The organism is Amycolatopsis rifamycinica (genome assembly GCF_000695625.1).
Lineage (GTDB): Bacteria > Actinomycetota > Actinomycetes > Mycobacteriales > Pseudonocardiaceae > Amycolatopsis > Amycolatopsis rifamycinica.
On the sequence record NZ_JMQI01000054.1, the window covers coordinates 14,406 to 37,813 of the forward strand.

General features: G+C 70.9%; 27 protein-coding genes and 1 pseudogene. 18 read left to right on the forward strand and 10 right to left on the reverse strand.

The genetic code is table 11. The features are described from left to right. The first annotated feature begins 45 nt into the window (after nucleotides 1–45). The 5 genes from DV20_RS25110 (at nucleotide 46) to DV20_RS25130 (ending at nucleotide 5,131) form a co-directional block, all read left to right on the forward strand. Complete coding sequence (locus tag DV20_RS25110; RefSeq protein ID WP_043784321.1) at nucleotides 46–570, forward strand: general stress protein; 525 nt, start codon at nucleotides 46–48, stop codon at nucleotides 568–570. 245 nt (nucleotides 571–815) lie between these two features. Next, complete coding sequence (locus DV20_RS25115) at nucleotides 816–2,138, forward strand: ABC transporter substrate-binding protein (RefSeq protein ID WP_043784322.1); 1,323 nt, start codon at nucleotides 816–818, stop codon at nucleotides 2,136–2,138. Beyond that, on the forward strand, nucleotides 2,135–3,106 hold the full coding sequence (locus tag DV20_RS25120) for a carbohydrate ABC transporter permease (protein ID WP_043784323.1): 972 nt from the start codon (nucleotides 2,135–2,137) through the stop codon (nucleotides 3,104–3,106). Before DV20_RS25115 ends, DV20_RS25120 begins: the two co-directional genes overlap by 4 nt. Beyond that, nucleotides 3,106–3,945 carry a carbohydrate ABC transporter permease gene (locus DV20_RS25125; protein WP_043784325.1) on the forward strand — a complete coding sequence of 280 codons (840 nt, stop codon included), beginning with the start codon at nucleotides 3,106–3,108 and terminating at the stop codon, nucleotides 3,943–3,945. Before DV20_RS25120 ends, DV20_RS25125 begins: the two co-directional genes overlap by 1 nt. Nucleotides 3,946–3,949: 4 nt before the next feature. Next, on the forward strand, nucleotides 3,950–5,131 hold the full coding sequence (locus DV20_RS25130) for an ABC transporter ATP-binding protein (RefSeq protein ID WP_043784326.1): 1,182 nt from the start codon (nucleotides 3,950–3,952) through the stop codon (nucleotides 5,129–5,131). A 62-nt stretch (nucleotides 5,132–5,193) separates the two neighbouring features. Here DV20_RS25130 and DV20_RS25135 read toward each other — a convergent pair whose 3' ends face one another. After that, entirely contained in the window at nucleotides 5,194–6,057 is an 864-nt protein-coding gene (locus tag DV20_RS25135; protein ID WP_043784484.1) for a hypothetical protein, read from the reverse strand. 286 nt (nucleotides 6,058–6,343) lie between these two features. Here DV20_RS25135 and DV20_RS25140 point away from each other — a divergent pair, with 286 nt between their 5' ends. Beyond that, nucleotides 6,344–6,541 carry a PspC domain-containing protein gene (locus tag DV20_RS25140; protein WP_043784486.1) on the forward strand — a complete coding sequence of 66 codons (198 nt, stop codon included), beginning with the start codon at nucleotides 6,344–6,346 and terminating at the stop codon, nucleotides 6,539–6,541. Between the two features lie 323 nt (nucleotides 6,542–6,864). Next, on the forward strand, nucleotides 6,865–7,083 hold the full coding sequence (locus tag DV20_RS25150) for a hypothetical protein (protein WP_043784329.1): 219 nt from the start codon (nucleotides 6,865–6,867) through the stop codon (nucleotides 7,081–7,083). A gap of 8 nt (nucleotides 7,084–7,091) precedes the next feature. On the opposite strand, the gene DV20_RS25155 is transcribed toward DV20_RS25150, so the two are convergent. Further along, complete coding sequence (locus tag DV20_RS25155; RefSeq protein ID WP_043784331.1) at nucleotides 7,092–7,757, reverse strand: TetR/AcrR family transcriptional regulator; 666 nt, start codon at nucleotides 7,755–7,757, stop codon at nucleotides 7,092–7,094. A gap of 118 nt (nucleotides 7,758–7,875) precedes the next feature. On the opposite strand from DV20_RS25155, the gene DV20_RS25160 reads away from it, so the two are divergent. Beyond that, nucleotides 7,876–9,375, forward strand: a complete 1,500-nt coding sequence (locus DV20_RS25160) for an MFS transporter (protein ID WP_043784333.1) — start codon at nucleotides 7,876–7,878, stop codon at nucleotides 9,373–9,375. A gap of 40 nt (nucleotides 9,376–9,415) precedes the next feature. Here DV20_RS25160 and DV20_RS25165 read toward each other — a convergent pair whose 3' ends face one another. Genes DV20_RS25165 through DV20_RS25175 form a run of 3 tightly spaced genes read right to left on the reverse strand, consistent with a single transcriptional unit; the run spans nucleotide 9,416 to nucleotide 12,038 of the window. Further along, nucleotides 9,416–10,075 (reverse strand): response regulator, encoded by a 660-nt coding sequence (locus DV20_RS25165; protein ID WP_043784335.1) that lies wholly within the window; start codon nucleotides 10,073–10,075, stop codon nucleotides 9,416–9,418. After that, on the reverse strand, nucleotides 10,072–11,208 hold the full coding sequence (locus DV20_RS25170; RefSeq protein ID WP_043784337.1) for a sensor histidine kinase: 1,137 nt from the start codon (nucleotides 11,206–11,208) through the stop codon (nucleotides 10,072–10,074). The genes DV20_RS25165 and DV20_RS25170 overlap by 4 nt, the downstream gene beginning before the upstream one ends. After that, entirely contained in the window at nucleotides 11,205–12,038 is an 834-nt protein-coding gene (locus tag DV20_RS25175; RefSeq protein WP_043784338.1) for a CPBP family intramembrane glutamic endopeptidase, read from the reverse strand. Before DV20_RS25175 ends, DV20_RS25170 begins: the two co-directional genes overlap by 4 nt. 156 nt (nucleotides 12,039–12,194) lie before the next feature. On the opposite strand from DV20_RS25175, the gene DV20_RS25180 reads away from it, so the two are divergent. Next, entirely contained in the window at nucleotides 12,195–12,683 is a 489-nt protein-coding gene (locus DV20_RS25180; RefSeq protein WP_043784340.1) for a SigE family RNA polymerase sigma factor, read from the forward strand. Then, entirely contained in the window at nucleotides 12,683–13,423 is a 741-nt protein-coding gene (locus tag DV20_RS25185) for a hypothetical protein (protein ID WP_043784341.1), read from the forward strand. Before DV20_RS25180 ends, DV20_RS25185 begins: the two co-directional genes overlap by 1 nt. Here the strand turns inward: DV20_RS25185 and DV20_RS25190 are convergent. Then, the gene (locus DV20_RS25190) at nucleotides 13,420–14,466 is read right to left on the reverse strand and encodes a zinc-binding dehydrogenase (RefSeq protein WP_235190948.1); all 1,047 of its coding nucleotides are present in this window, start codon (nucleotides 14,464–14,466) and stop codon (nucleotides 13,420–13,422) included. The genes DV20_RS25185 and DV20_RS25190 overlap by 4 nt on opposite strands. Nucleotides 14,467–14,549: 83 nt before the next feature. Here DV20_RS25190 and DV20_RS25195 point away from each other — a divergent pair, with 83 nt between their 5' ends. Continuing rightward, entirely contained in the window at nucleotides 14,550–15,332 is a 783-nt protein-coding gene (locus DV20_RS25195; RefSeq protein WP_043784344.1) for a helix-turn-helix transcriptional regulator, read from the forward strand. Here DV20_RS25195 and DV20_RS25200 read toward each other — a convergent pair. The 3 genes from DV20_RS25200 to corA form a co-directional block, all read right to left on the reverse strand. Then, a complete protein-coding gene (locus DV20_RS25200) occupies nucleotides 15,301–16,140 on the reverse strand; it encodes a chromosome partitioning protein ParB (protein ID WP_043784345.1) in 840 nt (279 codons plus the stop codon). The two genes, DV20_RS25195 and DV20_RS25200, sit on opposite strands and share 32 nt — an antisense overlap. Continuing rightward, on the reverse strand, nucleotides 16,140–16,787 hold the full coding sequence (locus DV20_RS25205) for a metallophosphoesterase family protein (protein WP_043784347.1): 648 nt from the start codon (nucleotides 16,785–16,787) through the stop codon (nucleotides 16,140–16,142). The genes DV20_RS25200 and DV20_RS25205 overlap by 1 nt, the downstream gene beginning before the upstream one ends. 181 nt (nucleotides 16,788–16,968) lie before the next feature. Next, a complete protein-coding gene (gene corA, locus DV20_RS25210) occupies nucleotides 16,969–18,051 on the reverse strand; it encodes a magnesium/cobalt transporter CorA (RefSeq protein WP_043784348.1) in 1,083 nt (360 codons plus the stop codon). 309 nt (nucleotides 18,052–18,360) lie between these two features. On the opposite strand from corA, the gene DV20_RS25215 reads away from it, so the two are divergent. From DV20_RS25215 to DV20_RS45045, 3 genes and pseudogenes are all read left to right on the forward strand, one after another. Continuing rightward, nucleotides 18,361–18,864, forward strand: coding sequence for a MaoC family dehydratase (locus DV20_RS25215; protein ID WP_043784350.1), 504 nt, complete (start codon nucleotides 18,361–18,363; stop codon nucleotides 18,862–18,864). A gap of 7 nt (nucleotides 18,865–18,871) precedes the next feature. Further along, the gene (locus tag DV20_RS25220) at nucleotides 18,872–19,966 is read left to right on the forward strand and encodes a DUF2332 domain-containing protein (protein ID WP_043784351.1); all 1,095 of its coding nucleotides are present in this window, start codon (nucleotides 18,872–18,874) and stop codon (nucleotides 19,964–19,966) included. Between the two features lie 184 nt (nucleotides 19,967–20,150). Next, nucleotides 20,151–20,316, forward strand: a pseudogene (locus tag DV20_RS45045) (IS110 family transposase); the annotation flags it as partial. A 164-nt stretch (nucleotides 20,317–20,480) separates the two neighbouring features. Here the strand turns inward: DV20_RS45045 and DV20_RS25225 are convergent. Next, the gene (locus DV20_RS25225) at nucleotides 20,481–20,894 is read right to left on the reverse strand and encodes an NUDIX hydrolase (RefSeq protein WP_043784488.1); all 414 of its coding nucleotides are present in this window, start codon (nucleotides 20,892–20,894) and stop codon (nucleotides 20,481–20,483) included. A gap of 196 nt (nucleotides 20,895–21,090) precedes the next feature. On the opposite strand from DV20_RS25225, the gene DV20_RS25230 reads away from it, so the two are divergent. Genes DV20_RS25230 through DV20_RS25245 form a run of 4 tightly spaced genes read left to right on the forward strand, consistent with a single transcriptional unit; the run spans nucleotide 21,091 to nucleotide 23,378 of the window. Further along, nucleotides 21,091–21,255 carry a hypothetical protein gene (locus tag DV20_RS25230; RefSeq protein ID WP_162472554.1) on the forward strand — a complete coding sequence of 55 codons (165 nt, stop codon included), beginning with the start codon at nucleotides 21,091–21,093 and terminating at the stop codon, nucleotides 21,253–21,255. 20 nt (nucleotides 21,256–21,275) lie between these two features. Next, complete coding sequence (locus tag DV20_RS25235) at nucleotides 21,276–21,836, forward strand: PH domain-containing protein (protein WP_003095467.1); 561 nt, start codon at nucleotides 21,276–21,278, stop codon at nucleotides 21,834–21,836. Nucleotides 21,837–21,874: 38 nt separating this feature from the next. Further along, nucleotides 21,875–22,747 carry a PHP domain-containing protein gene (locus DV20_RS25240; protein ID WP_043784354.1) on the forward strand — a complete coding sequence of 291 codons (873 nt, stop codon included), beginning with the start codon at nucleotides 21,875–21,877 and terminating at the stop codon, nucleotides 22,745–22,747. A gap of 1 nt (nucleotide 22,748) precedes the next feature. Next, nucleotides 22,749–23,378, forward strand: coding sequence for a MarC family protein (locus DV20_RS25245; RefSeq protein WP_043784355.1), 630 nt, complete (start codon nucleotides 22,749–22,751; stop codon nucleotides 23,376–23,378). Nucleotides 23,379–23,408: the final 30 nt, after the last annotated feature.

Consider the following 23,408-nt stretch of genomic DNA (forward strand, 5'->3'; position numbering starts at 1 on the left):
GCGTTCTTGACAAGATGGACGCCCGGACCCACGAGTGCGCAGGTGATGATGGTGAGTAGTCCCTTTGGCGGGGGGCGGGCGCCCGGTGGCCTGCCGCGGCTGCCGACGCCGCCGACCGGCTGGCCGATCGGGTCGTACGCGACCTACGGCGAGGCGCAGAAGGCGGTCGACTTCCTCGCCGACAGCGAGTTCGCCGTCGGCGACGTCACGATCGTCGGGGTCGACCTGATGCTCGTCGAGCGCGTGATCGGCAAGCTCAGCTGGGGCCGCGTGCTCGGCACCGGCGCGGTGTCCGGGGCCTGGTTCGGCCTGTTCGCGGGGCTGTTGCTCGGGTTGTTCGTCAACCAGGGGTTCGCACTGCAGGTGCTCACCGGGCTGGTGCTCGGGGTGCTGTCCGGGCTGATGTTCGCCGCGATCGGGTACAGCATGTCGCGGGGCCGCCGGGACTTCTCCTCGGCGAGCCAGCTCGTCGCCGGCCGCTACGACGTGCTGTGCCAGCCGCGCTCGGCCGAGCGGGGCCGGGAGCTGCTCGCCAAGCTCGCGCTGAAACCGCCGTCCGCGAACCCCTGAGAAACTCCGCCGCCAGCACGGAAAAATCACGATTCGACGCGCGGTGCACTGGATCGTTACCGATACTGCTTGCGGGGTGTGATCGCCCGGCATAAGTTGGCCGACACCAGTCGGGCGGCCTCGCCCCACCAGCGCGGCGGCCCGAGCACTAGCACGTCGGGGTGCTGGCGCGGTTTCGCCTCATCGCGTCGCGGTGCCCCAGGGGGTACCGCGGTAACCGGCGTGCACGCGGGTGAGGAGGCCTGATGGGGAAGAGGATCGGCGCGGGCAAACGAGGACGGTCGCCCGGCCGCACCGCCGTCCTGCTGGGGGCAGGGGCATTGGTGACCGGCATGCTCGCCGGCTGTGCGACGAGCTCCGGGCTCAAGATCAACGTGTACATGTCACCCGAGGACAACTTCCAGAAGGTGGTCGACGGCTGCAACGCGAAGGCGGCCGGCAAGTACGAAATCATCTACAACAAGCTGCCGCGCGGGGCGGACGACCAGCGGCTGCAGATGGCGCGCCGGCTGGCCGCGGGCGACCCGGCCATGGATATCCTCGGCCTCGACGTCACCTGGGTTTCGGAGTTCGCCGAAGCCGGCTGGGCCGAGGAGTGGACCGGCCGGAACAAGGCCGAGGCCACCCAGGGCGTGCTGCAGGGACCGCTGGACACCGCGACCCACAACGGGAAGCTGTACGCGGCCACGAAGAACACCAACGTCCAGCTGCTCTGGTACGACGACCGGGTGACGCCGAAGCCGCCGGCGACCTGGGACGAGATGATGCGGAAGGCCCAGGAGCTCAAGGGGCAGGGCAAGCCCTACGAGATCGTGTTCACCGGCGCTCAGTACGAAGGCCTGGTCGTCTTCTACAACACGCTGGTCGCGTCGATGGGCGGGCACATCCTCTCCGACGACGGCAAGTCCGTCGTGATGGACGAAGGCGCCGTGAAGGCGTTGGAGCTGCTGAAGAACGTCTCGACCTCCGGGCTCACCGACCCGTCGCTGAGCAACATGAAGGAAGACGACATCCGGCAGGCGTTCCAGCGCGGCCAGGCCGCGTTCCAGCTGAACTGGCCGTACGTCTACGCCGCCTACGCCAAGGACAAGAAGGCGGACCTCCCGCACTTCAAGTGGGCGGTCTACCCGGCGGCCGCGCCCGGGGTGCCCGCCCGGACCACGATCGGCGGGTTCGACCTGGCCGTGAGCACCTACTCGCAGCACAAGCCGGAGGCCTTCGAGGCGGCGTTGTGCCTGCGCAGCCCGGAAAGCCAGAAGATCTCCGCGATCAACGACGGCGTGCCGCCGAGCATCGAGTCGGTGTACCACGACGACGTCCCGCTCGACCCGGGCAAGCCGGCTTCGGCCGACAACCCGAACATGGCGACCCAGTACCCGATGCGCGAGGCGATCCTCGCCGCGCTCAAGACCGCCGCGGTGCGCCCGCTGACCCCGGCGTACCAGAACGCCTCGACGGTCATGTCGAAGATCCTTTCGCCGCCGTCGGGCATCGACCCGCAGGCCACCGCGGCCAAGTTGCGCGAGCAGCTCGGTGACGCGCTCCAGTCGAAGGGAGTGATCCCGTGACCGTCCAGGACTCGACCCCGGCCGAAACCACCGGGGCCACGGTCGCCGCGGAGGCGACGGCCCGTAAGCAGGGCAAACCCGTCCTGTCCGAAGGGAAGAAGGCCGAGCGGCGGCTCGGGCTGTGGCTGTGCGCGCCCGCGTTCATCGTGATGATCGCGGTCACCGGCTACCCGATCCTCTACTCGATCTGGCTGTCGCTGCAACGGTACGACCTGCGCTTCCCGGCGCAGCAGGAGTTCGTCGGCTTCGACAACTACGGCGCCGTGCTGTCCAGTTCGTACTGGTGGACCGCGTTCGGCACCACGATGTTCCTCACCGTGGTCTCGGTCGCGATCGAGTTCGTGCTGGGCATGGCGCTGGCGCTGGTCATGCACCGGACGCTCGTCGGCCGCGGCCTGGTCCGCACCGTCGCCCTGATCCCGTACGGCATCGTCACGGTCGTCGCGGCGTTCTCGTGGTACTACGCCTGGACGCCGAAGACCGGCTACCTGGCGAACTTCCTCTCCGCCGACGCGGCTCCGCTGACCGACCAGTGGCCGTCGCTGTTCATCATCATCGGCGCCGAGGTGTGGAAGACCACGCCGTTCATGGCGCTGCTGCTGATGGCCGGGCTGGCCCTGGTGCCGGACGACCTGCTCAAGGCCGCGGCGATGGACGGCGCGAGCGCGTGGCAGCGGTTCACGAAGGTGATGCTGCCGGTGATGAAGCCGGCGATCCTGGTCGCGCTGCTGTTTCGCACGCTCGACGCGTTCCGCATCTTCGACAACATCTACGTGCTCACCAGCGGCGCGCAGGACACCGGCTCGGTGTCCATGCAGACCTACAACAACCTGGTCAAGGGGCTCAACCTCGGGATCGGGTCGACGATGGCGGTGCTGATCTTCATCACGGTGGCGATCATCGCCTTCATCTTCATCAAGGTGTTCGGCACCGCCGCACCCGGCTCGGACAACGGGGGTAAGCGCTGATGGTGATGGGAACCGTCACGACGGGCCGCAAGGCCAGGTGGGGCCTCGTCGACATCCTCGTGCTGGTGTTCGCGCTGGTGCCGGTGCTCTGGGTGGTTTCGCTGTCGTTCAAGACCAAGGACACGCTGACCGACGGGAGCTTCATCCCGCAGGAGTGGACCTGGCAGAACTACGCGGACATCTTCCAGACCTCGGAGTTCCTGCTGGCACTGGTGAACTCGATCGGCATCGCGATCATCTCCACGGTGATCGCGGTGGTGCTGGGCACGATGGCCGCGTACGCGATCGCCCGGCTCGACTTCCCCGGCAAGCAGGTGCTCGTCGGGCTGTCGCTGCTGATCGCGATGTTCCCGCAGGTGTCGCTGGTGACGCCGCTGTTCAACATCGAGCGGAACCTGGGCCTGTTCGACACGTGGCCGGGGCTGATCCTGCCCTACATCACGTTCGCGCTGCCGCTGTCGATCTACACGCTGTCGGCGTTCTTCCGGGAAATCCCGTGGGAGCTGGAGAAGGCGGCGAAGATGGACGGCGCGACGCCGGCACAGGCGTTCCGCCGGGTGATCGCGCCACTGGCCGCGCCGGGCGTGTTCACCACGGCGATCCTGGTGTTCATCTTCTGCTGGAACGACTTCCTGTTCGCCATCTCGCTGACGTCGACCACGGCGTCGCGCACGGTGCCGGCGGCGCTGTCGTTCTTCACCGGGTCCTCGCAGTTCGAGGACCCGACCGGGCAGGTGTGCGCGGCCGCGGTCGTGATCACCATCCCGATCATCGTGTTCGTCCTGTTCTTCCAGCGTCGCATCGTGGCGGGGCTGACCTCCGGTGCGGTGAAGGGGTAGCGCTATGGCAGAGATCGTGCTCGACAAGGTGTCGAAGAAGTACCCCGACGGTGCCCTCGCCGTGTCCGAAGTGGACATCACCATCGCCGACGGCGAGTTCATCATCCTGGTCGGCCCGTCCGGCTGCGGGAAGTCGACAACGCTGAACATGGTGGCCGGCCTGGAGGACATCTCCTCCGGCGAGCTGCGCATCGACGGCAAGCGCGTCAACGAGAAGGCCCCGAAGGACCGGGACATCGCGATGGTGTTCCAGTCCTACGCGCTGTACCCGCACATGAGCGTCCGGGAGAACATGGCCTTCCCGCTGCGGCTGGCCAAGGTCGACGACAAGACGGTGCGGGCGAAGGTCGAAGAGGCCGCGAAGATCCTCGACCTGACCGCGCACCTGGACCGCAAGCCGGCCAACCTCTCCGGTGGCCAGCGCCAGCGCGTCGCGATGGGCCGGGCGATCGTCCGGAGCCCGAAGGCGTTCCTGATGGACGAACCGCTGTCCAACCTGGACGCCAAGCTCCGCGGCCAGATGCGCACGTCGGTGTCGAAGATCCAGAAGCAGCTCGGCACGACGACGCTGTACGTCACGCACGACCAGACCGAGGCCATGACCCTGGGCGACCGGGTCGTGGTGCTGCGGGCCGGGTACGTGCAGCAGATCGGTTCGCCGCAGTTCCTCTACGACAACCCGGCGAACCTGTTCGTGGCCGGGTTCATCGGCTCGCCGTCGATGAACTTCGTCCCGGCGACGCTGGAGAACAACGAGCTGCGCAGCGCGCTGGGCACGACGCCGCTGACCGACCGCGTCCGGCAGCTGGTGGAGCGGGCGAACGCGCCCCGCGACGTCATCGTCGGCATCCGGCCGGAGCACTTCGAGGACGCGGCGCTGGTGGAGGCGGGCCAGAAGACCGGCGGGGCCACCTTCACCGCGCACATCGACGTGCTGGAGTCGATGGGCTCGGAGAAGTTCGCCCACTTCACGCTGGAAGGCGAAGCGGCGACCGCCGAGGAGCTGGCCGAGCTGGCCGCGGACAGCGGCTCGTCCGACGTCCCGGGCGCGGAGTCCCAGATCGTGGCGCGGTTGTCGGCGGAGTCGTCGGCGAAGGAGAACGCCGACCTCGAAATCTGGTACGACGCGGACAAGATCAAGCTGTTCGACCCGTCGAACGGCAAGAACCTCACCTACGAGGACTAGGTCCGCCGCCGCGGTCGTGAGTGGTAAGGCGGGTTCCCACCCGCCTTACCACTCACGATGCGTCACGGGGTGGGGAGGCGGGGGAAGATCGCGTTCGCCGCGCTGCGGGCGAGTGCGCACGTGGCGTCGCCCGCCGTGCCCGCCGTCTCGACCACGCTGATCTCCGCCAGTTCGCGGTGGCCCGGCAGGCCGGGGGCCGGCTGGGTGGTGTCGGCCAGGCAGAACGCGCCCGCCACCCGGACGCGGGCGTCGCGGCCGCCGAGCTTTTCGGCCGGGCCGGCCGGTTCCGTCGTCTCCACGGTCAGCTTGAGGCTCACCTTGCCGCGGATGCAGCTGTGCCCGGACAGCCCGATCGACGGCCGGCTGCCGGGCCCGGCGGCGGCGTCGAGGTCGTGGTCGTCGAGCGGGACGCACGGCGCGACCCGGCCCCACGAGCGTTCCGGGAACGCCAGCCGCCCGACCTTGTGCGCGGTGATCGCGGCCAGCGCCGAGCCGACGGCGGCGTCCGCGACGCCGCAGCGGGCGGCCTGGTCGCCGGTGTCGTCGGCGACCGACAGGTCCAGCCGGTTGCCGTCGGCGAAGGTGATGGCGCGGGTGCACGCGGTGCGGTCGTTGAACATCGACTGCTGCACCGCGACGCCGTCGGGTACCGGGCCGGCGTAGTCGTAGGGCTTGATGTTCGGGTCGGAGTCGAAGGCCAGCGGACCGACGAGGATCGTGCGCGGGCCGGCGGTGGCGTGGCAGTCCTCGAACGTCGGGACGGCGACCGCGCCGGGAGCCACCGCGGGCACGTCGAGCAGGCTGCAGTAGTCGATACTGCCGAAGTCGCCGAGCGCCTCGGCGGCGGTCAGCGGCGTGGGCCCGGAAGCCGGCTCGGGCGCGGCCTGGGTGGTGGCGCAGCCACCCGCGAGGAGGGCGCAGAGCAGCGCGACGGCCAAGCTTTTCGGACGCGGGTACACGGGGTGCAAGTATCACCACATCACGCGGAAAAACCAGCCCTGACGGGGACATCTCTCACTCTTTTTCCCGCCACCCGGGGCGAACGGGCAGTTCAGGCGGTTTCCGGGGCGGGAACGCGGGTTTCGGCGACCGGCTGAACGATTTTCGGATTTGCCTCCCCCTAAGGGCGCGATCCATCCCGCGAGCGATGCGGGAGTGGGTACTCCAGTGGTGAAGTGGCGGTATCGGAAGTTCGAGGAAAGGGAAACGACGATGAGCGCACCGGTCACCAGGGGCTCGCTGTCCCGTCCGCGGCACGGCCGCATGATCGCCGGCGTCTGCGCGGGCCTGGCCCAGCGGTACGGCATGAAGCCCGGCACCGTGCGGCTGCTGGCCGTGCTGTCCTGCCTGCTGCCCGGGCCGCAGTTCGTGGCCTACCTGATCATGTGGGCGGTCATCCCGTCCGAATGAGCCGTGGGCGGGGAGGGAAAGCCGCCACGCTGCGGCGGTGAACGCGGAACCCGGCCGAGCGGAGTGGGCGGTGTCCCTCGCCGACCTGGCCACGGGCGGCACGGGCGGGTGCTGCGGCGTGGATCTGCGCGACCACCTCGTTCCGCTGCCGGGCCAGTGGGAGCCGGCCGCCGCCGAGGCGCTTCCGGAACTGCTTCGCCACGCGGAGCACAGCGGGCTTCCGGTGCGGGGCGAAGTCCTGGACGTCGTCGACCGGCCCGGACCGGCTGGCGGTCGCCACCGCACTCGCCCGGGGCACCGGGGACGTCGCGGAGGCGCTGGCGGTGCTCACCGAGCCGAAGCCGAGGCGGACTCCGGCGGATTTCGCGGCGGTGCGGGCACTGGCCACGCTGGGGCCGCTGCCCCCGCAGGTGGCCCCGGTGCTGCGGGAGCTGCTGGCCCGGGACGAACGGTTCCGGTGGTCCGGGGCCTGCGCGGCGTTCCGCGAAGACGAGCAGTTCCGCCGCGACGCCGCTCGCGCGTTGGCGAACTGCGCCGCCTGAAGCCGGCGTCAGGGACGCCAGCAGGACATCGCTTCGTCGACTTCCCGCTCGTCGAGCGGCGGGTGCGGCAGCGCCGACGGCTTGCCGGGCCGGGCCCGCAGGCCGTCGAGCAGCATCGCCAGGCTCCGGCGCCACAGGTCCGGGTCCACCGCGGAGGTGAACTCGATCACCGAGCCGATCATCATGTGCAGGATCGGGATGTCCGTGGGGGCGAAGTCGGCGCGGAGGCCACCCGCCTCCTGGGCGCGCTGGACGAGCTGTGTGATCAACGGCACCAGCCGCGCTTTTTCCTCGGCCACGTGCTCGTGGCCGAACTTGTTCGACAGCATGATCTCGCGCAGCCCGCGGTCGCCGGAGTGCAGTTCGATCGACTTCCAGGTGAAGTCGACGAAGGCCTGCCAGGCGTCCTCGGCCTTCAGCGCCTTTTCGGCCAGCGAGCCGATTTCTTCCATCCGCTCGGCGAACATGGCTTCGACCAGGTGTTCCTTGCTGGGGAAGCGGCGGTAGACCGTGCCGACGCCGAGGCCGGCGTGGTGCGCGATGTCGTCCAGCGTGGCCTCGAGCCCGCGCCGGCCGAACACTTCGCGGGCCGACGCCAGGATGCGACGGCGGTTGAGTTCAGCGTCACGCCGCAGCGGCCGCGCCGGTGCGGCGGGACCAGCGTCCCGTGCCATGGCTCCAGTCTAGCTCGTCAAGTAGAGGCGCCATCTCCGGTTCTTGTGTACCTTGGGGCGAGTAAGGGGAGATACCTACTCCACATAGTCTTCTGATCACTTTCTGTGAGGCCCCTCCATGTCCGAATCCACACTCGCCGTCGCGCCGTCGGGGGACACGCGCGCCGCCGTAAACCCACACCACGCCAGACGCTGGCTGATCCTGGTGATGATCGGCATCGCGCAGCTGATGGTCGTCCTGGACGCGACCGTCGTGAACATCGCGCTGCCCTCGGCCCAGGTCGACCTGGGCTTCTCCAACGACGCCCGGCAGTGGGTCGTCACGGCCTACGCGCTCGCGTTCGGCAGCCTGCTGCTGCTCGGCGGGCGGCTCGCGGACCTCTTCGGCCGCAAGAACGCCCTCCTCGTCGGCCTGGCCGGCTTCGCCGCGGTGTCCGCGCTCGGCGGCGCCGCGACCAACATCGAGCTGCTGCTGGTCGCCCGCGCGGCACAGGGCGTGTTCGGCGCGCTGCTGGCGCCCGCCACGCTTTCGCTGCTGACCACGACGTTCACCGACCCGAAGGAGCGCGGCCGCGCGTTCGGCGTGTTCGGCGCCATCGGCGGTGGCGGCGCGGCGGTCGGCCTGCTGCTCGGCGGCGTGCTCACCGAGTACCTCGACTGGCGCTGGTGCATGTTCGTCAACATCATCTTCGCGGTCGTCGCGTTCATCGGCAGCTCGGTCCTGTTGCGCAACCAGAAGGACGAGGGCCCGCGGCCCAAGCTCGACCTGCCGGGCACGGTGACCGCGTCGGCCGGCCTGTTCGCGCTGGTCTACGGCTTCGCGAACGCCGAGGCGGACTCGTGGTCCTCGGTGTCGGTCTGGGGCTTCCTGACCGCCGGTGTGGTGCTGCTGGCCGTGTTCGTGTGGCTGCAGCAGCGCGTCGCGCACCCGCTGCTGCCGCTGCGCGTCCTGCTCGACCGGAACCGCGGCGGCTCGTACCTGGCGATGTTCCTGCTCGCCATCGGGATGTTCGCGATCTTCCTGTTCCTGACGTTCTACGTGCAGCAGAACCTGCGGTTCACGCCGATCCAGAGCGGCGTCGGGTTCCTGCCGATGGTGGCGACGCTGATGCTGTCGGCCACGACGGCGACGGCCGTGCTGCTGCCGCGCTTCGGCCCCCGGCCGCTGGTCCCGACCGGCATGGCGATCGCCGCGGCCGGCCTGTTCTGGCTGAGCGGCATCGGCCTCGAGAGCACATACGCCTCCGGTGTCCTCGGCCCGCTCCTGGTGATGGGCTTCGGCATCGGCCTGGCGATGGCGCCGGCGATGAGCGTCGCGACGTTCGGCGTCGAGGCGCACGACTCGGGTGTCGCGTCCGCGGCGGTGAACACGATGCAGCAGGTCGGCGGCTCGATCGGCACGGCGCTGCTCAGCACGCTGGCCGGCAACGCGGCCGCGGACTACATCGCGGGCAAGGCCCCGGCCCCGCAACTGGCGGCCGAGGCGGCGATCGAGAGCTACACGACGGCGTTCACCTGGGCCGCGGTGATCTACGTGGTGGGCGCGGTGCTCAGCGGCCTGCTGCTGCGCCCGGGCGTCCCGAAGGGCGAAGCGGCGCCGGGCGCCGTGCACATGTAGGTCCTCGTGCGTGAGCGGGCCTCCTTCCGGGGAGGCCCGCTCACGTCACCAGGCCGTGGCGGTAGGCGTAGACGACGGCCTGGACGCGGTCGCGCAGGTCCAGTTTGGTCAGGATGCGCGACACGAACGTCTTGACGGTTTCCTGGCTGATCACCAGCCGTTCCGCGATCTCGCTGTTGGACAGGCCGTCCGCGAGCAGGCGCAGGACCTCGAGCTCGCGGGGGGTCAGCGGGAGTTCCGGGGCGGCGTCCGGCGCGGGCCGGATCCGGGCGGCGTGCCGGCCCACCAGCCGGCGCGTCACCTCGGGGTCCAGCAGCGCCGCGCCGGTGGCCACGGTCCGGATGCCGTGCAGCAGCCGGTCCGGTGGCGCGTCCTTGAGCAGGAACCCGCTCGCGCCCGCGCGCAGCGCCTCGTAGACGTATTCGTCGAGGTTGAACGTCGTCAGCACGAGCACCTTGACCGGGTGCGGCACCCCGGCCCCGGCCAGCAGGCGGGTGGCCTCGATGCCGTCGAGCACCGGCATGCGCACGTCCATCACCACGACGTCCGGGCGCAGCCGGGCCGCGAGGTCGACCGCGGCACGCCCGTCGCCGCACTCGCCGACCACTTCGAAGTCGGGCTGGGCCCCGATGATCGTCACCAGCCCGGTGCGGATCAGCATCTGGTCGTCGCAGACCAGGACCCGGATCGGCGCGCTCATGCCGGATTCCCCGTGGGGATCCGGGCGCGCACCACGAAGCCGGTGTCGTGCGCGCCCGCGCTGAAGTCGCCGCCCAGGACACCGACCCGCTCGCGGAGCCCGGCGAGCCCGCGGCCGCTGCCCCCGGGGGACGCGCTTGGCGCGCCGGTCGTGCGGACCGCCACGGCGATTTCCCGGTCACCGTGGTGCACCTCGACCGAGGTGCGGCTGCCGCGGGCGTGCTTGAGGGCGTTCGTCAGGGCCTCCTGGACGACCCGGTAGGCCACCAGGTCGGCGCTGCCCGCCGACTGCGCGGGCGTGCCCTCCTCGGTGAACTCCACCGGTTGCCCGGCCTGGCGGGCCTGCTCGACGAGCGCGCCGAGCCCGCCAGGGGACGGCGTCCGCGGCTCGTGCTCGGGGTTGAGCAGGTCCAGCAGGTGCCGCAGGTCCGCGATGGCCCGGCGGCCGGTGTCGGTGATCGCGGTCAGGGTCTGGTCGAGCCGGTCGGGCGCGGCGGTGAGGTACCGGGCCGCCTCGGCCTGCACGACCATCGCCGTCACGTGGTGGGTGACGACGTCGTGGAGCTCGCGGGCGATGGCGGCCCGCTCGGTCGCCCGGGTGGCCTCGGCGACGCGGCGGCGGTGCCCGGCTTCCGCGGCCCGGGTGGTGCGCAGCCAGGCGCCGATGCCCCACGCGAACACCAGCAACAGGAAGAACGTCACGAACTCCGACGGCGGTTCCGTGCCGAGCCGGCCGAGGGCGATCGCCAAGGCCACGTACGCCACGGAGAACAGCGCCGCGGTGAGGCCCCGGCGCCGGTTCAGGTGGGCTCCCGCGCTGATCAGCGCGAAGGCGAGCGCGGCCCCGGCGACCAGGTGGTAGCCGCGGAGCTGGTCCACGGAGAAGCCGAGGGCCACCAGCGTCAGGCACAGGGCCGGCCACCGCCGCCGCAGGGCGAGCGGGAGGCTCTCGGCCGCGACCACCGCGACCGCCAGCGCGTCGAACGGGCGCTCCGGCACGCCGCCGACCTGCGTCCCGTGGCTCTGCAGCCAGGGCACGAAGGAACCGGCCAGGAACAGCAGCGCCAGCGGGAGGTCGCGGACCACGACGTCGAGCCGGCGCCACCGGGCCAGTGCTTCCCGGTGATCGATCACCGGGCGAGTGTAGTGACGTCGTCGGTCCGGTCGGCGCGGCGACGGGGCACCAGGCGGCCGCGCCGGTCGGCCAGCCACAGGAACCCGGCGCTCGCCAGGACGCAGAACAGCACCGAGTACAGCGAGCCTTCCGGGCCGAAGTCGCCGCCGGTGATGATCGACGGCCCCGACGTGACGGCGTCGAGCAGGCCCTGCGGGGTGCCGTTGCCGGAGACCTCCGTGCCGAAGATCCCGGCCGCGGCGAAGTTCCAGCCGAAGTGCAGGCCGATCGGCAGCCACAGCTTGCGCGTGGCGACGTACGCGGCGGTCAGCAGGCCACCGGCCTCGATCGCGATCGCGATCGCACCCCAGAGGCTCGCGTGCTCGTTGAACAGGTGCGTGAGACCGAACAGCAGGCCGGTCAGCACCAGGGCGAGCCAGGTGCCGGTCCACTTCTCGACGAACCGGAACAGGATCCCGCGGAACAGCAGTTCCTCGGTCACCGCGGCGGCGGCCATGAAGCCGACGAGCCCGGCGGCGCCGGGGAAGGTGCCCCAGCCGCGGACTTCGTAGTCCCCGAGGAGGGCGATGTTCGCGATGACGAGCCCGAAGAGCACGACCCCGATCAGCATCCCCCGGCCGAGCGCCGCTCCGGCTCCGGGCCCGGCCAGCTCGGTGACCGGGCGGTCTTCGGTCCTGCGCACGACCCACCGGTAGGCGACGGCCGCGAGCACGGCGGTCAGCCCGCCCACGATCAGCGTCAGCCACGGATTCCCGTCCGCGGCGGCCACGCCCTGCTGCCCGATGAACGCGACCGCGACCACGGCCAGCAGCTGCCAGACGACCCTCATGAAAACCCCTTCGCATCGACCCGCGGTGGTGTTCCGCGGCTGGGAAGAACGCTAGGGAGCCGGCGGGCCGGAATCGTCACCATCGAGGGGACACCCGCGCGTAGCTCGCACGGGGGACACTTGAACCTCCCGAGGGCCCGGCGCACTAATAAGGGTGTGTCCGGAGACGCCGAATTCAGCGAGTACTTCGCCGCGCGGGTCCAGCGGTTCCGCCGGGTGGCGTTCGCGCTCTGCGGGGACTGGTACGCGGCCGAAGACCTGGTCCAGACCATGTTCGTGCAGCTGTACCGGCGGTGGCGGCGGGTGCGGCCGGGCACGGTCGACGCCTACGCCCGCCGTATCCTGCTCAACCTGTTCCTGGCCGGGCGGCGGGGCTACGGGCGCGAATACGTGACGTCGTCGGTGCCGGAGCGGGAATCGCCACCGAGCCGGGACACGTCGTTGCGCCTGGACGTGGAACGGGCGCTCGCGGACCTGACGCCGAGGCAGCGCGCGATGGTCGTGCTGCGCTTCCTCGAAGACCTCCCGGTGAGCGAGGTCGCGGCGCTGCTCGGGGTCGCCGAAGGCACGGTCAAGTCCCAGACGGCCCGCGGGGTCGAGGCGTTGCGCGCGGTTCTGCCGGCGCCGACGACGGAGGAGTCGTGATGGAGGACGTCCGGTCGTTGCTGACGGCGTACGTGACCGACGGCGAGCCGCCGATCGGCCTCTCCGGGGAGGAGGTCCTGGCGGCGGCCCGTCGATCGCGTCACCGGCACCGGATCACCGGGGCGGTGGCCTTGGTCGTCGTGGTGCTCGCGCTGGGGCTGGCGGTGGTGGTGCTGCCGCACCGGACGCCGGTCGCGAACGCGCCCTGCCCGGGGGCATCGGACACGCGCGCGGCCCTGGTCGAGCGGCTGAGCTGCCTGGTCGGGCGGGCGGTGCGCGCGCTGCTGCCGCCGGAGGCGCAGATCTCGCGGCTGACGATCCCGGGCGAGGTCCCGCCCGCCGACCCGTTCCACCTGATCGCCGACCCGGCCGGGGACGCCCCGCAGGACGCGCTGTTCCACATGGGCGTCCGGGTGACCGACGCCGAGGGCACGGGCTCGGTGTACGTCCTCATCCTGCCCGGCGGCGGGGGCGGCCCCAAGTGCGGTGACCCGGAGCAGCTCACCTGCCGCACGGAAACCACGCCGCAGGGCCTGCTTTGGCTGTCGGCGCTGCGCTCGGGCGACGTCGTGACCAACCGGGTGGGCCTGGCCGCGCCGAACGCGCACGTGCAGTTCTGGTCGAACAACAGCGGGGTGCTGCAGCAGGCGGGGGTCCGGCTGCCGAAGCAGCGCCCGGAGCCGACGCTGAGGCTGGACCAGGTGCGGCAGCTGGCGCTGACCCCGGGGCTGGACTTCTAGGCGGGTCCGGGGACGAGGGCCACGAACCCGAGGCCGGTCGTGCGCTCGGCCAGGCCGAGGGCGGCCGCCGGGTCGTCCAGGCCGGTCGTCCGCAGCTCGACCGCCGAGAGGTCCAGCACGCCGGAGCGGACCAGGTTCCACACCGTCGTCACCGTTCGCTGGTCGCTCATCCAGGAGCCCCGCAGGGTGAGCCTGCGGTGCATCAGATCGCCGTACGGGACGGCCAGGTCCTGGCGCACGCCGCCGACGAGCACCAGGGTGCCGCGCCCCCGCAGGCTGTCGTAGGCGGCCATGGTCGCGTCCGCCGACGGCGCGGCGCCGAGCGTGTCGACGGCCACGTCGACCGGGCCGATCCCCGCCGCGTCCGTCGCGCGGTCGCCGGTGAGCCGGTGGGTGCGCACGCGCGGGTCGAGCGCGGCCAGCCGGCCGAGCGCGTCCTCGTTGCGGCCCACCGCCGTCACCGTCGCCGCGCCTTCCGCCAGCGCCGTCAGCACCGCCGCGCCGCCCAGCTGACCGGTCGCCCCGATCACCGCGACGTCGCGGCCGGCCGCCGGGCCCGCCGCGTGCAGGCCCGCGGCGGCGATGCCGAGCCACGGCAGGAACGCCAGGCGAGCCGGGTCGGGGTAGCTCTCCGCGCCGGGCAGCTTGACCAGGGTTTCCTTGGCGCACAGCGCTTTCTCCGCGAAGACGCCGTCACGCCACACCGCGCGCATGCGGTCGGTGCGTTCGCTGCCGGCGCCGGAGCCGCCCAGGCCGACCCAGCCCACCAGGACCTCGTCGCCGCCACCCGCGTCGAGCAACGCCGTGTCGAGCACGATGTCGCCCGGCTCGAGGTGGAACACGTCCGGCGCGACGTCGATCACCCGGCCGACGCAGGAGGGACCCAGGGTCAGGGGAACCGGCAGGCCGCCGCGGTTCCCTTGCACGACCGCCCTCGTGTACGCGGGGAGGTGCGCGGCGAGCACCTCCACGAGCACCCCGCCGCCCCGGAGAACGGGTTCCGGCACATCGGAGAGGCGGACGTCGTCGTCTTGTGCAGTCACAGTCCAAGCTCGCATGGACCCAGCCTCGCGGCTCGCTAAGCTGGTATCCAGAATGGCGTTATTCTGGTACTGGAGGTTCCAGGGTGAGCACCGAACTGGGCGCGTTCCTGCGCAGCCGCCGGGAGCGGCTGGCCCCCGCCGACGCGGGCCTGCCGGCCACCGGGCGCCGCCGGACCCCCGGGCTGCGGCGCGAGGAGCTGGCCCTGCTGGCCGGCATCAGCGCCACCTGGCTCACCTACCTCGAGCAGGGCCGCGACGTGCGTCCCTCCGGCCAGGTGCTCGACGCACTGGCCCGGGCGCTGCGGCTGACCGGCGCCGAGCAGGAGCACCTGCACCGCCTCGCCGGCGGCGGGGCGACGCCGGGGGAGAGCGTCGGCGAAGAAGCGGCGCCCGAGGTCGCGGGTGTCCCGGCCTTGCTGGGCCGCAACCCCGCGTACGTCACCGGGATCTGTTACGACGTCCTCGCGCTCAACGACGCCGCCGAGGAGCTGTTCCGGGGCATCGGGCCGGGCGGCAACGTCGTGCGCTGGCTGTTCACCGGGGTAGCCGCCCGCGAAGTGCTGGTCGACTGGGAGCAGGAGGCACGCGGCGTCCTGGCCCGGCTGCGGGCGATCGCGGGCCGGCACCCCGGCCACCCGCGCGTGACCCGGCTCGTGGCCGAGCTGACCGAGGCCAGCCCCGAGGTGCGCGAGTGGTGGCCGCAGTACGACGTCCAGTTCAGCCACGCGGGCCACAAACGCCTGCGGCACCCCCGGCTGGGCCCGATCACCGTGCCGCACGCCGCGTTCCACGTCGCCGAGCGGCCCGAGCAGACGCTGGTGGTCTACCACCTGCCTAGTGGTGCCGGGACCGCAGCGTCTCGATGACCTCGTCGTCCCAGCGGTGGGTGCGGATCAGCCGGTAGCGCTCGGCCGCCAACGACATGTACGCCTCGGCGTCCGTGCGGTCCCCGATCAGGCCCGCCTGCCGCAGCATGCTCACCACCGGCACGAACTCCTCCTCGAACCAGCGCTGCGCCACGCTCGCCCGGTCGCAGAACTTGCCCTCGTCCTGCATCAGCCGGAAGCCCCACGCCTCCACGTGCTCGCCCAGCTTCGCGTAGTCCCACGGGTCCGACACGATCACCGACGCCCGCGCGTGCCCGGTCAGCGGTACCCGCTCCAGGAAGAGCCGCCGGTAGTCCTTGACGATCAGGTCGCCGCGGTGGCGGATGCCGCCCGGGTTCAGCTTGGTGCGGACCACCGTCACCGCGGCTTCTATTGTGGACAGTCCCTGGGCGATCGCGACCGAGACGCGGTGGTGGCCGTCGATGATGAAGTGCAGCTCACCGACGCGGTAGACCTCGATCGGCGGGATCTCCTCGCCGCGGCGGGCGGCCAGGGCCAGGCGCTCCCAGCGCTCGCGGACGCGGGCCGACGTCGGGCGGAAGCGGCGGTCGAAGTCGCGGCTGCGGTCGACCGTGCCGACGATCGACTCGAGCTTGATCAGCCGCAGCCCGATCCGGTGCTCGCCGAGGTAGCCGAGCGCCTCCACCACCTCGTGGAACGGCAGCATGATGTTGACGTCGTCGGGCTCGCGGCGCAGCCACGTCGAAAGCCGTGAGAGCACCTGGCCCCGGCGCGCGCGGAGGAAGTCGTTCTCCGCGTCGGCGCGGGGGAATCCCGTCTCTTTCATCAGAACTCCATGATCCGGTGGCCCACCACGTTGCGGATCCGGGTCGTGCCGACCACCCGGTCCGGCACCGGCTCGCCGTGGGGGTGGATGTGCCCGTGCAGCAGCCACTTCGGACGCAGCACCTCGATCGTCCGGTGCAGGCACGCGAACCCGCGGTGCGGCGGGTCCGCGCGGTCACCGAGGTCCAGCGGCGGCGAGTGCGTCAGCAGCACGTCGACGTCGCGCCCGTCGCGCCACCGCCGCAGCCGGGCGCGCCGGACCAGCCCGCGGGCCCGCCGGGCCTGCTGGCGCTGTGTCCACTGGTTCGGGCCGTCGTTGTAGCGGATCGAGCCGCCGAGCCCGGCGAACCGCAGGCCGGCGACGTCGACGAGCTGCGCGTCGGCGTTGATGCCGCCCGCCGGGCCGGGCCAGGCGGCAGGGAAACCGTCCTTCATGGACAGCCCGCCGTAGCGCGTGTAGCCGCTCAGGTCCGGGTCGTGGTTGCCCGGGACGAACACGCACGGCACGTCGAGCGCGCTGGCCAGGAAGGCCAGGTAGTCGTAGGGCAGGTCGCCCGCGCCGATGACCAGGTCGACGGAGACGGTGCGGACCGCGTCGGTCCACAACCGCTCGTCGACCTCGTCGGAGACGACCAGCGCTTTCGGCATGCGCCCAGGATAGGACGCTCCGCCGTTATTTCATCCCGTGCGCGAACCCGGGGTCCGCGACGATGACGAAAGTGATGACGACGATCCAGAGCACGCTGAGCGCGAGCGCCCAGAACTTCAAGTTGGACAGCATGCGAGGCATCACGAACTCTCCGAATACGGTGGGGGAAGAAAGGGGGACCTAGAGCCAGCCGTTCTTCCGGAATATTCGGTACAGCAACAGGCAGATCGCCAGGATGACCGTGATCACCAGCGGGTACCCGAACTTCCAGTGCAGCTCGGGCAGGTAGTCGAAGTTCATCCCGTAGATGCCCGCGATCATCGTCGGCACGGTGATGATCGCCGCCCACGACGTGATCTTGCGCATATCGGTGTTCTGCTGCAGGGAAATCTTCGCGACGGTCGCGTCGACCAGGGTGGACAGCAGTTCGTCGAACGCCGCGACCCGTTCGGACACCGTCGTGAGGTGGTCGGCGACGTCGCGGAAGTACGAGCGGACGTCGTCCGGCACCAGCCGCGTGTAGCCCTCGGCCAGGCGCTGGATCGGCGTCGCCAGCGGCATCACCGCCCGGCGCAGCTCGAGGACCTCCCGCTTCATCAGGTAGATCTGCTCGGCGCTGACCTGCGAGCGGGGCGCGAAGACCTGCGCCTCCATGACGTCGATGTCGTTCTCGATCCGGCCCGTGACGTCGAGGTAGTGGTCGACGACGTGGTCGGCGATCGCGTGCACGACCGCGGACGGGCCCAGCTGCAACCGCTCCGGGTCCTCGTCCAGCTCGCGGCGCAGCCGCGCCAGCCCCGAGTGGTTCCCGTGCCGCACGGTGATGACGAAGTCGCGGCCGAGGAACACCATGAGCTCGCCGGTCTCGACGATCTCATTCGCCGTGGTGGGGGACTCGTGTTCGACGTACCGGACGGTCTTCACCACGAGGAAGAGCGTGTCGTCGTAGCGCTCCAGCTTCGGCCGCTGGTGCGCTTCGAGCGCGTCCTCGACCGCCAGCTCGTGCAGCCCGAACGTGTCCGCGACGCCCTGGATCTGCTGGGCGTCCGGCTCGTGCAGCCCGATCCAGACGAAGCCCTCGTGCCGCTTCCGGACCTCCTTGATCGCCTCGGAGTGGGTCCAGCGGCCGGGCAGGCGCTCACCGGCGACGTAGACCGCGCAGTCGACGACGTACGCGGACAGCGGCACCGGAACCGGGCGCACGGGAACGGTGCCCTTGTTGCCGCGGCCGCGAAGGCCGCCGAGCGAGGGAATGGCAGGCATGGGATCTCCTGGTGTCGTGCGTGGTCGTGCGAGACGACTGACCAGGGGCGGAAAACGCGTCCGCCCGGCGACACACCAGCGTTCCCGGGAAGAGAAGGCCTACCTGGAGACGACCCGGGAGGTGGGAACGCTGGGACTACTAGGGAGCGGACTATCGCCACTACTCATCGAGTTCCTCACCTCCTCCGGGCCGGGGACGACAGTGGCAGGGCTCGCGTTGACGCGCGAACACCGATGGTTGAGGGTACTCCTCACTACGGATGCGTGTCGTACCAGCCTCACGCGGTGTTACGCGACGGGAGATGACGAGTGCAGTTCGGTCGGTACTACGAGGAGTTCGAAGTCGGTGCGGTCTACAAGCACTGGCCGGGCAAAACGGTCACGGAATACGACGACCACATGTTCTGCCTGCTCACCATGAACCACCACCCGCTGCACCTGGACGCGCACTACGCCGAGGAGACCACCGACTTCGGCAAGAACGTCGTGGTCGGGAACTACGTCTACTCGCTGCTGCTCGGGATGTCGGTGCCCGACGTCTCCGGCAAGGCGATCGCGAACCTCGAGGTCGAGTCCCTCAAGCACGTCAAGCCGACGTTCCACGGCGACACGATCTACGGCGAGACCGAGGTGCTCGACAAGACGCCGTCGAAGTCCAAGGACGACCGCGGCGTGGTGTACGTCGAGACCCGTGGCTACAAGCAGGACGGCCTGATCGTGTGCACTTTCCGGCGGAAGGTGATGGTGCCGAAGCGGTCGTACGGGGAGACTCGGGGCGGGGAGCAGCCGGGCCGGCCGGTGCCGCACGAATGAGGCTCTGATGGACCTGGACGGGATCAAGGAAATACTCCGCACGTTCGCGGAAGCCGAGGCGCGCGGGGTCTCGCCGCTGTACGAGCACCTCGCGCTGCGGGCCGCCGAGGACGACGACGTCGCGGGCCTGCTGTCGGTGGCCCGGGACGGCGAGGTGCGCGGCACGCTGCTGATGGCGGTGGCGCACCGGCTCGTGCAGGCCGATCCGATCCACCCGCTCTCGAGGTACTACCCGTCGCTGGGCGGCTTCGACGGCGTCGACTCGGACACGTGGCCGCTGTTCCGGTCGTTCCTGCTGGAGCGGGCTTCGAAGGCGCGTGCTCTGATCGCCTCGCGGTACACGCAGACGAACGAGGTCCGCCGGGCGGCGTTGCTGTACCCCGGCGTGGCGCGGGCGGCCCGGGAAGCGGGCGGGAAGGTCTCGCTGCTCGAGGTCGGCTGCAGCGCGGGGCTCCTGCTGGGCCTGGACCGCTTCGGCTACCGCTACCAGTGCGACGGCGGCGACCAGCTGACGGCGGGCCCGGCGAAGGCGGCGGTCGGGCTGCACTGCGCGCTGGACCTGGCCCCGGGCGCGGTGGTGCCGAAGCTGCCGAAGAAGCTCGCGCTGCTCGACCGGGCGGGCCTGGACCGGGCCCCGGTGGACCTGTCGGACGAGGACGAGCTGGCCTGGCTGGAGGCGTGCGTCTGGGCGGACCAGCCGGACCGCATCAGGCTCCTGCGCACGGCGGCGGCCGAGCAGGCCCGCCACCGCCCGCGCCTGATCACCGGGGACGGCGTCGACGACCTGGCGTCGGCGGCGGCGTCGCTGGAGGGCCCCCTGGTCGTGCTGACCAGCCACGTCCTCGCCTATTTCACGGCTTCGCGGCGGGCCGAGTTCATCGCGGCGTTGGCCGAGCTGGCCTCGTCACGGCCGGTGTGGTGGGTTTCGGAGGAGTTCTACGGGGCCGGGCTCGAGGCGGTCCTGCCGGGCCGCGACGACCTCTCGGGCGCGGACGGGCTAGCCACCCTGGGCGTCGTGCGGTGGGAGGACGGCAAGCCGGAGGCGCACGCCCTGGCCCGGACCGCGCCGCACGGGCAGCGGATGACCTGGTTGCCGCTGTAGTCGCCGGGGTTGTCCACAGCCGGGCCGGGCTGTGGACAACCCGCTGCGCGGGGCCGGGTTCGTCGGTGGGCGCCGATAGACTGGACTCGGGGACGCCCCCCAGGGACGGGCGGGGTTTCCGGCGGTCCTGAGGGCCCGGCGAGGAAGCGTCCGGCGGCCTCAGGGACGGCCGAGAGAGCCTCAGGCGGCCCTCGGCGACCCAACCGGCAGGGCCTACCAAGAGCCGAGGCAAGAAGCACTACGCCGCCCTCATCTGCCTGGCCCGCCGCCCCTGCGACGTCCTCCACGCCATGCTCCGCGACCGCACCCACCACCGACACCGCGATTCAGCGCCCGCCACCGCCGCGGCTTCACAACCCGATAGGGACGCGCGGGGAAGCTTCCCGCCGCCCTCTGGGACGGGCGGGAGAGCCTCCGGCGGCCCTCAGGGGCGGGCGGGAGCGTCCGGCGGCTCTGAGGACGGGCAGGGAGTTCCCGCCGCCCTTGGGGACCGCCGGGGAGCTTCCGACGACCCTCACGCCCGCGGCAAAGCCCCCCACTCACGCAGCGTCACGAAAAGCAGATCCACCAGCTCTCCAGCGGCCTCCAACCGGGCAAGGTCTGCCGCATCGGACCAACGCACATCCGACGCATCATCACCTGCCGTGAGGATCCCGCCCTCCACCTCGCAGGCGTAGTCGAAGATCTCGTACGGCCCTCGCCGCACCGAACCGATCAGTGTGCCCGGAATCACGTCGAGGCCCGTTTCCTCGGCGAGCTCCCGGATCACGGCCTCTTTGTCCGTTTCGCCCGGTTCGACTCGGCCACCCGGCAGCGACCACTGCCCCGAACCGGGGTCGTTCGCGCGCCGGATGAGCAGCAAACGGCCCTGTGGATCGAACGCGATGCCGCCGACACAGCGGACTGTGGTGCTGGTGAGCCGCTCCATGTCCCGAAGGGTAGACGTAACCGAAGTGAAAACGGATGTCCTGTACACGGAGAGTAGCCGTACGGTACACTTCGGACCGCGTGCTGACCCAAGCGCGGGACTTCCCTCCCCTGCGCCTGTTCAGTGCGGTACAACGTAAAACGTCAGGTTCTCTGCTGTTGTCCGGTGTCACCGTAAGAGACGGGATTTGATCGCGGTGAACGTGAAGAAGATTGCGGGCCTCGCCGGTATCGCACTGGTGCTGTTCTTCGTCATCGCCCAGCCTGGGCAGGCCGCCGGCCTCGTCGGCAACATCATCGACTTCCTCCGCAGCTCGGCTGAATCGGTGATCACCTTCGTCAGCAGCGTGTTCAAGGGCTGATCGAGGGTTACCCTCGAACCATGTTCGCGCCACGCGACCCCGACGAGTACCTCCTCGACACCGAGCGGCGGGTCATCCGGATCCGCCGCCACTGGGCGGTGCTGCTCTGGGACACCTTCGAGGCGGCCGCGCTGCTGGCCGTCTGCGTGCTGGTGTCCTACCTGCTGCCACCTGCGCTGTACATCGGCCAGAACATCCTCTGGTACGTCGCGCTGCTCGTCGTCCTGCGGTTCGCCTACGTGGTGATGGAGTGGTGGGTCGAGCGCCTGGTGGTCACCGACAAGCGGTTCGTCATGACCACCGGGGTGTTCACCACCAAGGTGCTGATGATGCCGATCAGCAAGGTCACCGACCTCAGTTACGTCCGCACGGCGACCGGCCGCATGATGGGCTACGGCACGATGGTGGTCGAGTCCGCCGGTCAGATCCAGGCGCTCAACAAGATCGACTTCCTGCCGCGGCCCGAAGAGTTCTACGACACGATCTCGGAGCTCGTCTTCGGCGACAAGCAGAAGCAGGCCGAGCGCTTCTCGATGATCAAGGCCCAGCGGGCCGCCCGGGGCAAGAAGCCCGTCGGCTGAGAGTCCCGCTTCGCGTGTGACCCAGCGCATCGTCGAGAATGGACACGATGCGCATCGACCTGCACGCCCACTCCACCGCTTCCGACGGCACCGACACGCCGGCCGGGCTCGTCGCCGCGGCCGCGAAAGCCGGGCTCGACGTCGTCGCGATCACCGACCACGACACCACCGCGGGCTGGGCGCCCGCCTCCGAAGCGGTGTCACCCGGCCTGACGCTCGTCCCCGGCGCCGAGCTCTCCACGGTGTCGACCGACCCCGAGACGGGCCGGCAGATCAGCGTCCACCTGCTCGCCTACCTCTTCGACCCGACGTCCGAGCCCATCGTCACCGAGCAGACCCGGCTCCGGCTCGAGCGCCGCACCCGGCTGCGCCGGATGGCCGAGCGGATGGCCGCCGACGGCCTGCCGATCGACGCCGACGAGATCTTCGGCCTGCTCCCCGAGGACTCCCCGCCCGGACGGCCGCACCTGGCCCAGGCGCTCGTCCGCGCCGGGCTGGTCAAGTCCGTCGACGAGGCCTTCGCCGACTACCTCAGCCCCCGCCGCGGCTACTACGTGGCCCGGCGCGACACGCCGGTCGAGGAAGCCATCGACATGATCGCCGCGGCCGGCGGCGTCACGGTCATCGCGCACCCCTTCGCCTTCAGCCGCGGCGCCACGATCAGCGAGGACACCCTCGCCGGGCTGGCCGCGCGCGGGCTCACCGGCGTCGAGGCCGACCACCCGAACCACGACGCGCCGACGCGGGCCCGCACCCGCGAGCTGGCCGGCGAGCTCGGCCTGCTCGTCACCGGATCCAGCGACTACCACGGCACGAACAAGACGATCAAACTCGGCGAGTGCACCACCGACCCCGGGCAGTTCGAGGAACTCACTTCGCGCGCCACGGGGTTCGAAGTCGTGAAGGGCTGACATGACGTTCGCCGACGTCTTCGACGCGAAGCTCTTCATGAGCGCGACGATCACCCTGATCGTCATCATGGACCCGCCCGGCACCGTGCCGGTGTTCCTCAGCCTCGTCGGCCGCAAGCCGATGGCGACCCGGGCGCGCGCCGCGCGGCAGGCCGTCCTGGTGTCACTGCTGGTCATCAGCCTGTTCGCGGTCGCGGGCCAGGCGATACTGGCCTACCTCGGCATCGGCATCCCCGCGCTGCAGGGCGCGGGCGGCCTGCTGCTCCTGCTGATCGCGCTGCAGCTGCTCACCAGCAACGGCCACGAGCCCGAAGCGGCGGCCGAAGACGTCAACGTCGCGCTCGTGCCGCTCGGCACGCCGCTGCTGGCCGGGCCCGGCGCGATCGCCGCGACCATCGTGTTCGTCCGGCAGGCCGACGGGCACATCGGCGCGTACATCGCCCTGGCGCTGGCGATCGTCACGACCCACCTCGTCATCTACCTGTGCATGCGCTACTCCGGCCTCGTCATCCGGCTGATCAAGGAAAGCGGCATCACGCTGCTGGCCAAGGTGGCCGGCCTGCTGCTCGCGGCCATCGCCGTCGAGCTCGTCGCGAACTCCGTCCGCGGGTTCATCTCCGGCGCCGGCTGACGCCGCCACCCGGGTTGTCCTGCCGGACAG

Coding starts and splice junctions, on each gene's coding strand:
- DV20_RS25110 (WP_043784321.1), top strand. CDS start 46: ATGATGGTGAGTAGTCCCTTTGGCGGGGGGCGGGCGCCCGGTGGCCTG.
- DV20_RS25115 (WP_043784322.1), top strand. CDS start 816: ATGGGGAAGAGGATCGGCGCGGGCAAACGAGGACGGTCGCCCGGCCGC.
- DV20_RS25125 (WP_043784325.1), top strand. CDS start 3,106: ATGGTGATGGGAACCGTCACGACGGGCCGCAAGGCCAGGTGGGGCCTC.
- DV20_RS25130 (WP_043784326.1), top strand. CDS start 3,950: ATGGCAGAGATCGTGCTCGACAAGGTGTCGAAGAAGTACCCCGACGGT.
- DV20_RS25140 (WP_043784486.1), top strand. CDS start 6,344: ATGAGCGCACCGGTCACCAGGGGCTCGCTGTCCCGTCCGCGGCACGGC.
- DV20_RS25155 (WP_043784331.1), bottom strand. CDS start 7,757: ATGGCACGGGACGCTGGTCCCGCCGCACCGGCGCGGCCGCTGCGGCGT.
- DV20_RS25160 (WP_043784333.1), top strand. CDS start 7,876: ATGTCCGAATCCACACTCGCCGTCGCGCCGTCGGGGGACACGCGCGCC.
- DV20_RS25165 (WP_043784335.1), bottom strand. CDS start 10,075: ATGAGCGCGCCGATCCGGGTCCTGGTCTGCGACGACCAGATGCTGATC.
- DV20_RS25175 (WP_043784338.1), bottom strand. CDS start 12,038: ATGAGGGTCGTCTGGCAGCTGCTGGCCGTGGTCGCGGTCGCGTTCATC.
- DV20_RS25185 (WP_043784341.1), top strand. CDS start 12,683: ATGGAGGACGTCCGGTCGTTGCTGACGGCGTACGTGACCGACGGCGAG.
- DV20_RS25200 (WP_043784345.1), bottom strand. CDS start 16,140: ATGAAAGAGACGGGATTCCCCCGCGCCGACGCGGAGAACGACTTCCTC.
- DV20_RS25205 (WP_043784347.1), bottom strand. CDS start 16,787: ATGCCGAAAGCGCTGGTCGTCTCCGACGAGGTCGACGAGCGGTTGTGG.
- corA (WP_043784348.1), bottom strand. CDS start 18,051: ATGCCTGCCATTCCCTCGCTCGGCGGCCTTCGCGGCCGCGGCAACAAG.
- DV20_RS25220 (WP_043784351.1), top strand. CDS start 18,872: ATGGACCTGGACGGGATCAAGGAAATACTCCGCACGTTCGCGGAAGCC.
- DV20_RS25225 (WP_043784488.1), bottom strand. CDS start 20,894: ATGGAGCGGCTCACCAGCACCACAGTCCGCTGTGTCGGCGGCATCGCG.
- DV20_RS25235 (WP_003095467.1), top strand. CDS start 21,276: ATGTTCGCGCCACGCGACCCCGACGAGTACCTCCTCGACACCGAGCGG.
- DV20_RS25240 (WP_043784354.1), top strand. CDS start 21,875: ATGGACACGATGCGCATCGACCTGCACGCCCACTCCACCGCTTCCGAC.
- DV20_RS25245 (WP_043784355.1), top strand. CDS start 22,749: ATGACGTTCGCCGACGTCTTCGACGCGAAGCTCTTCATGAGCGCGACG.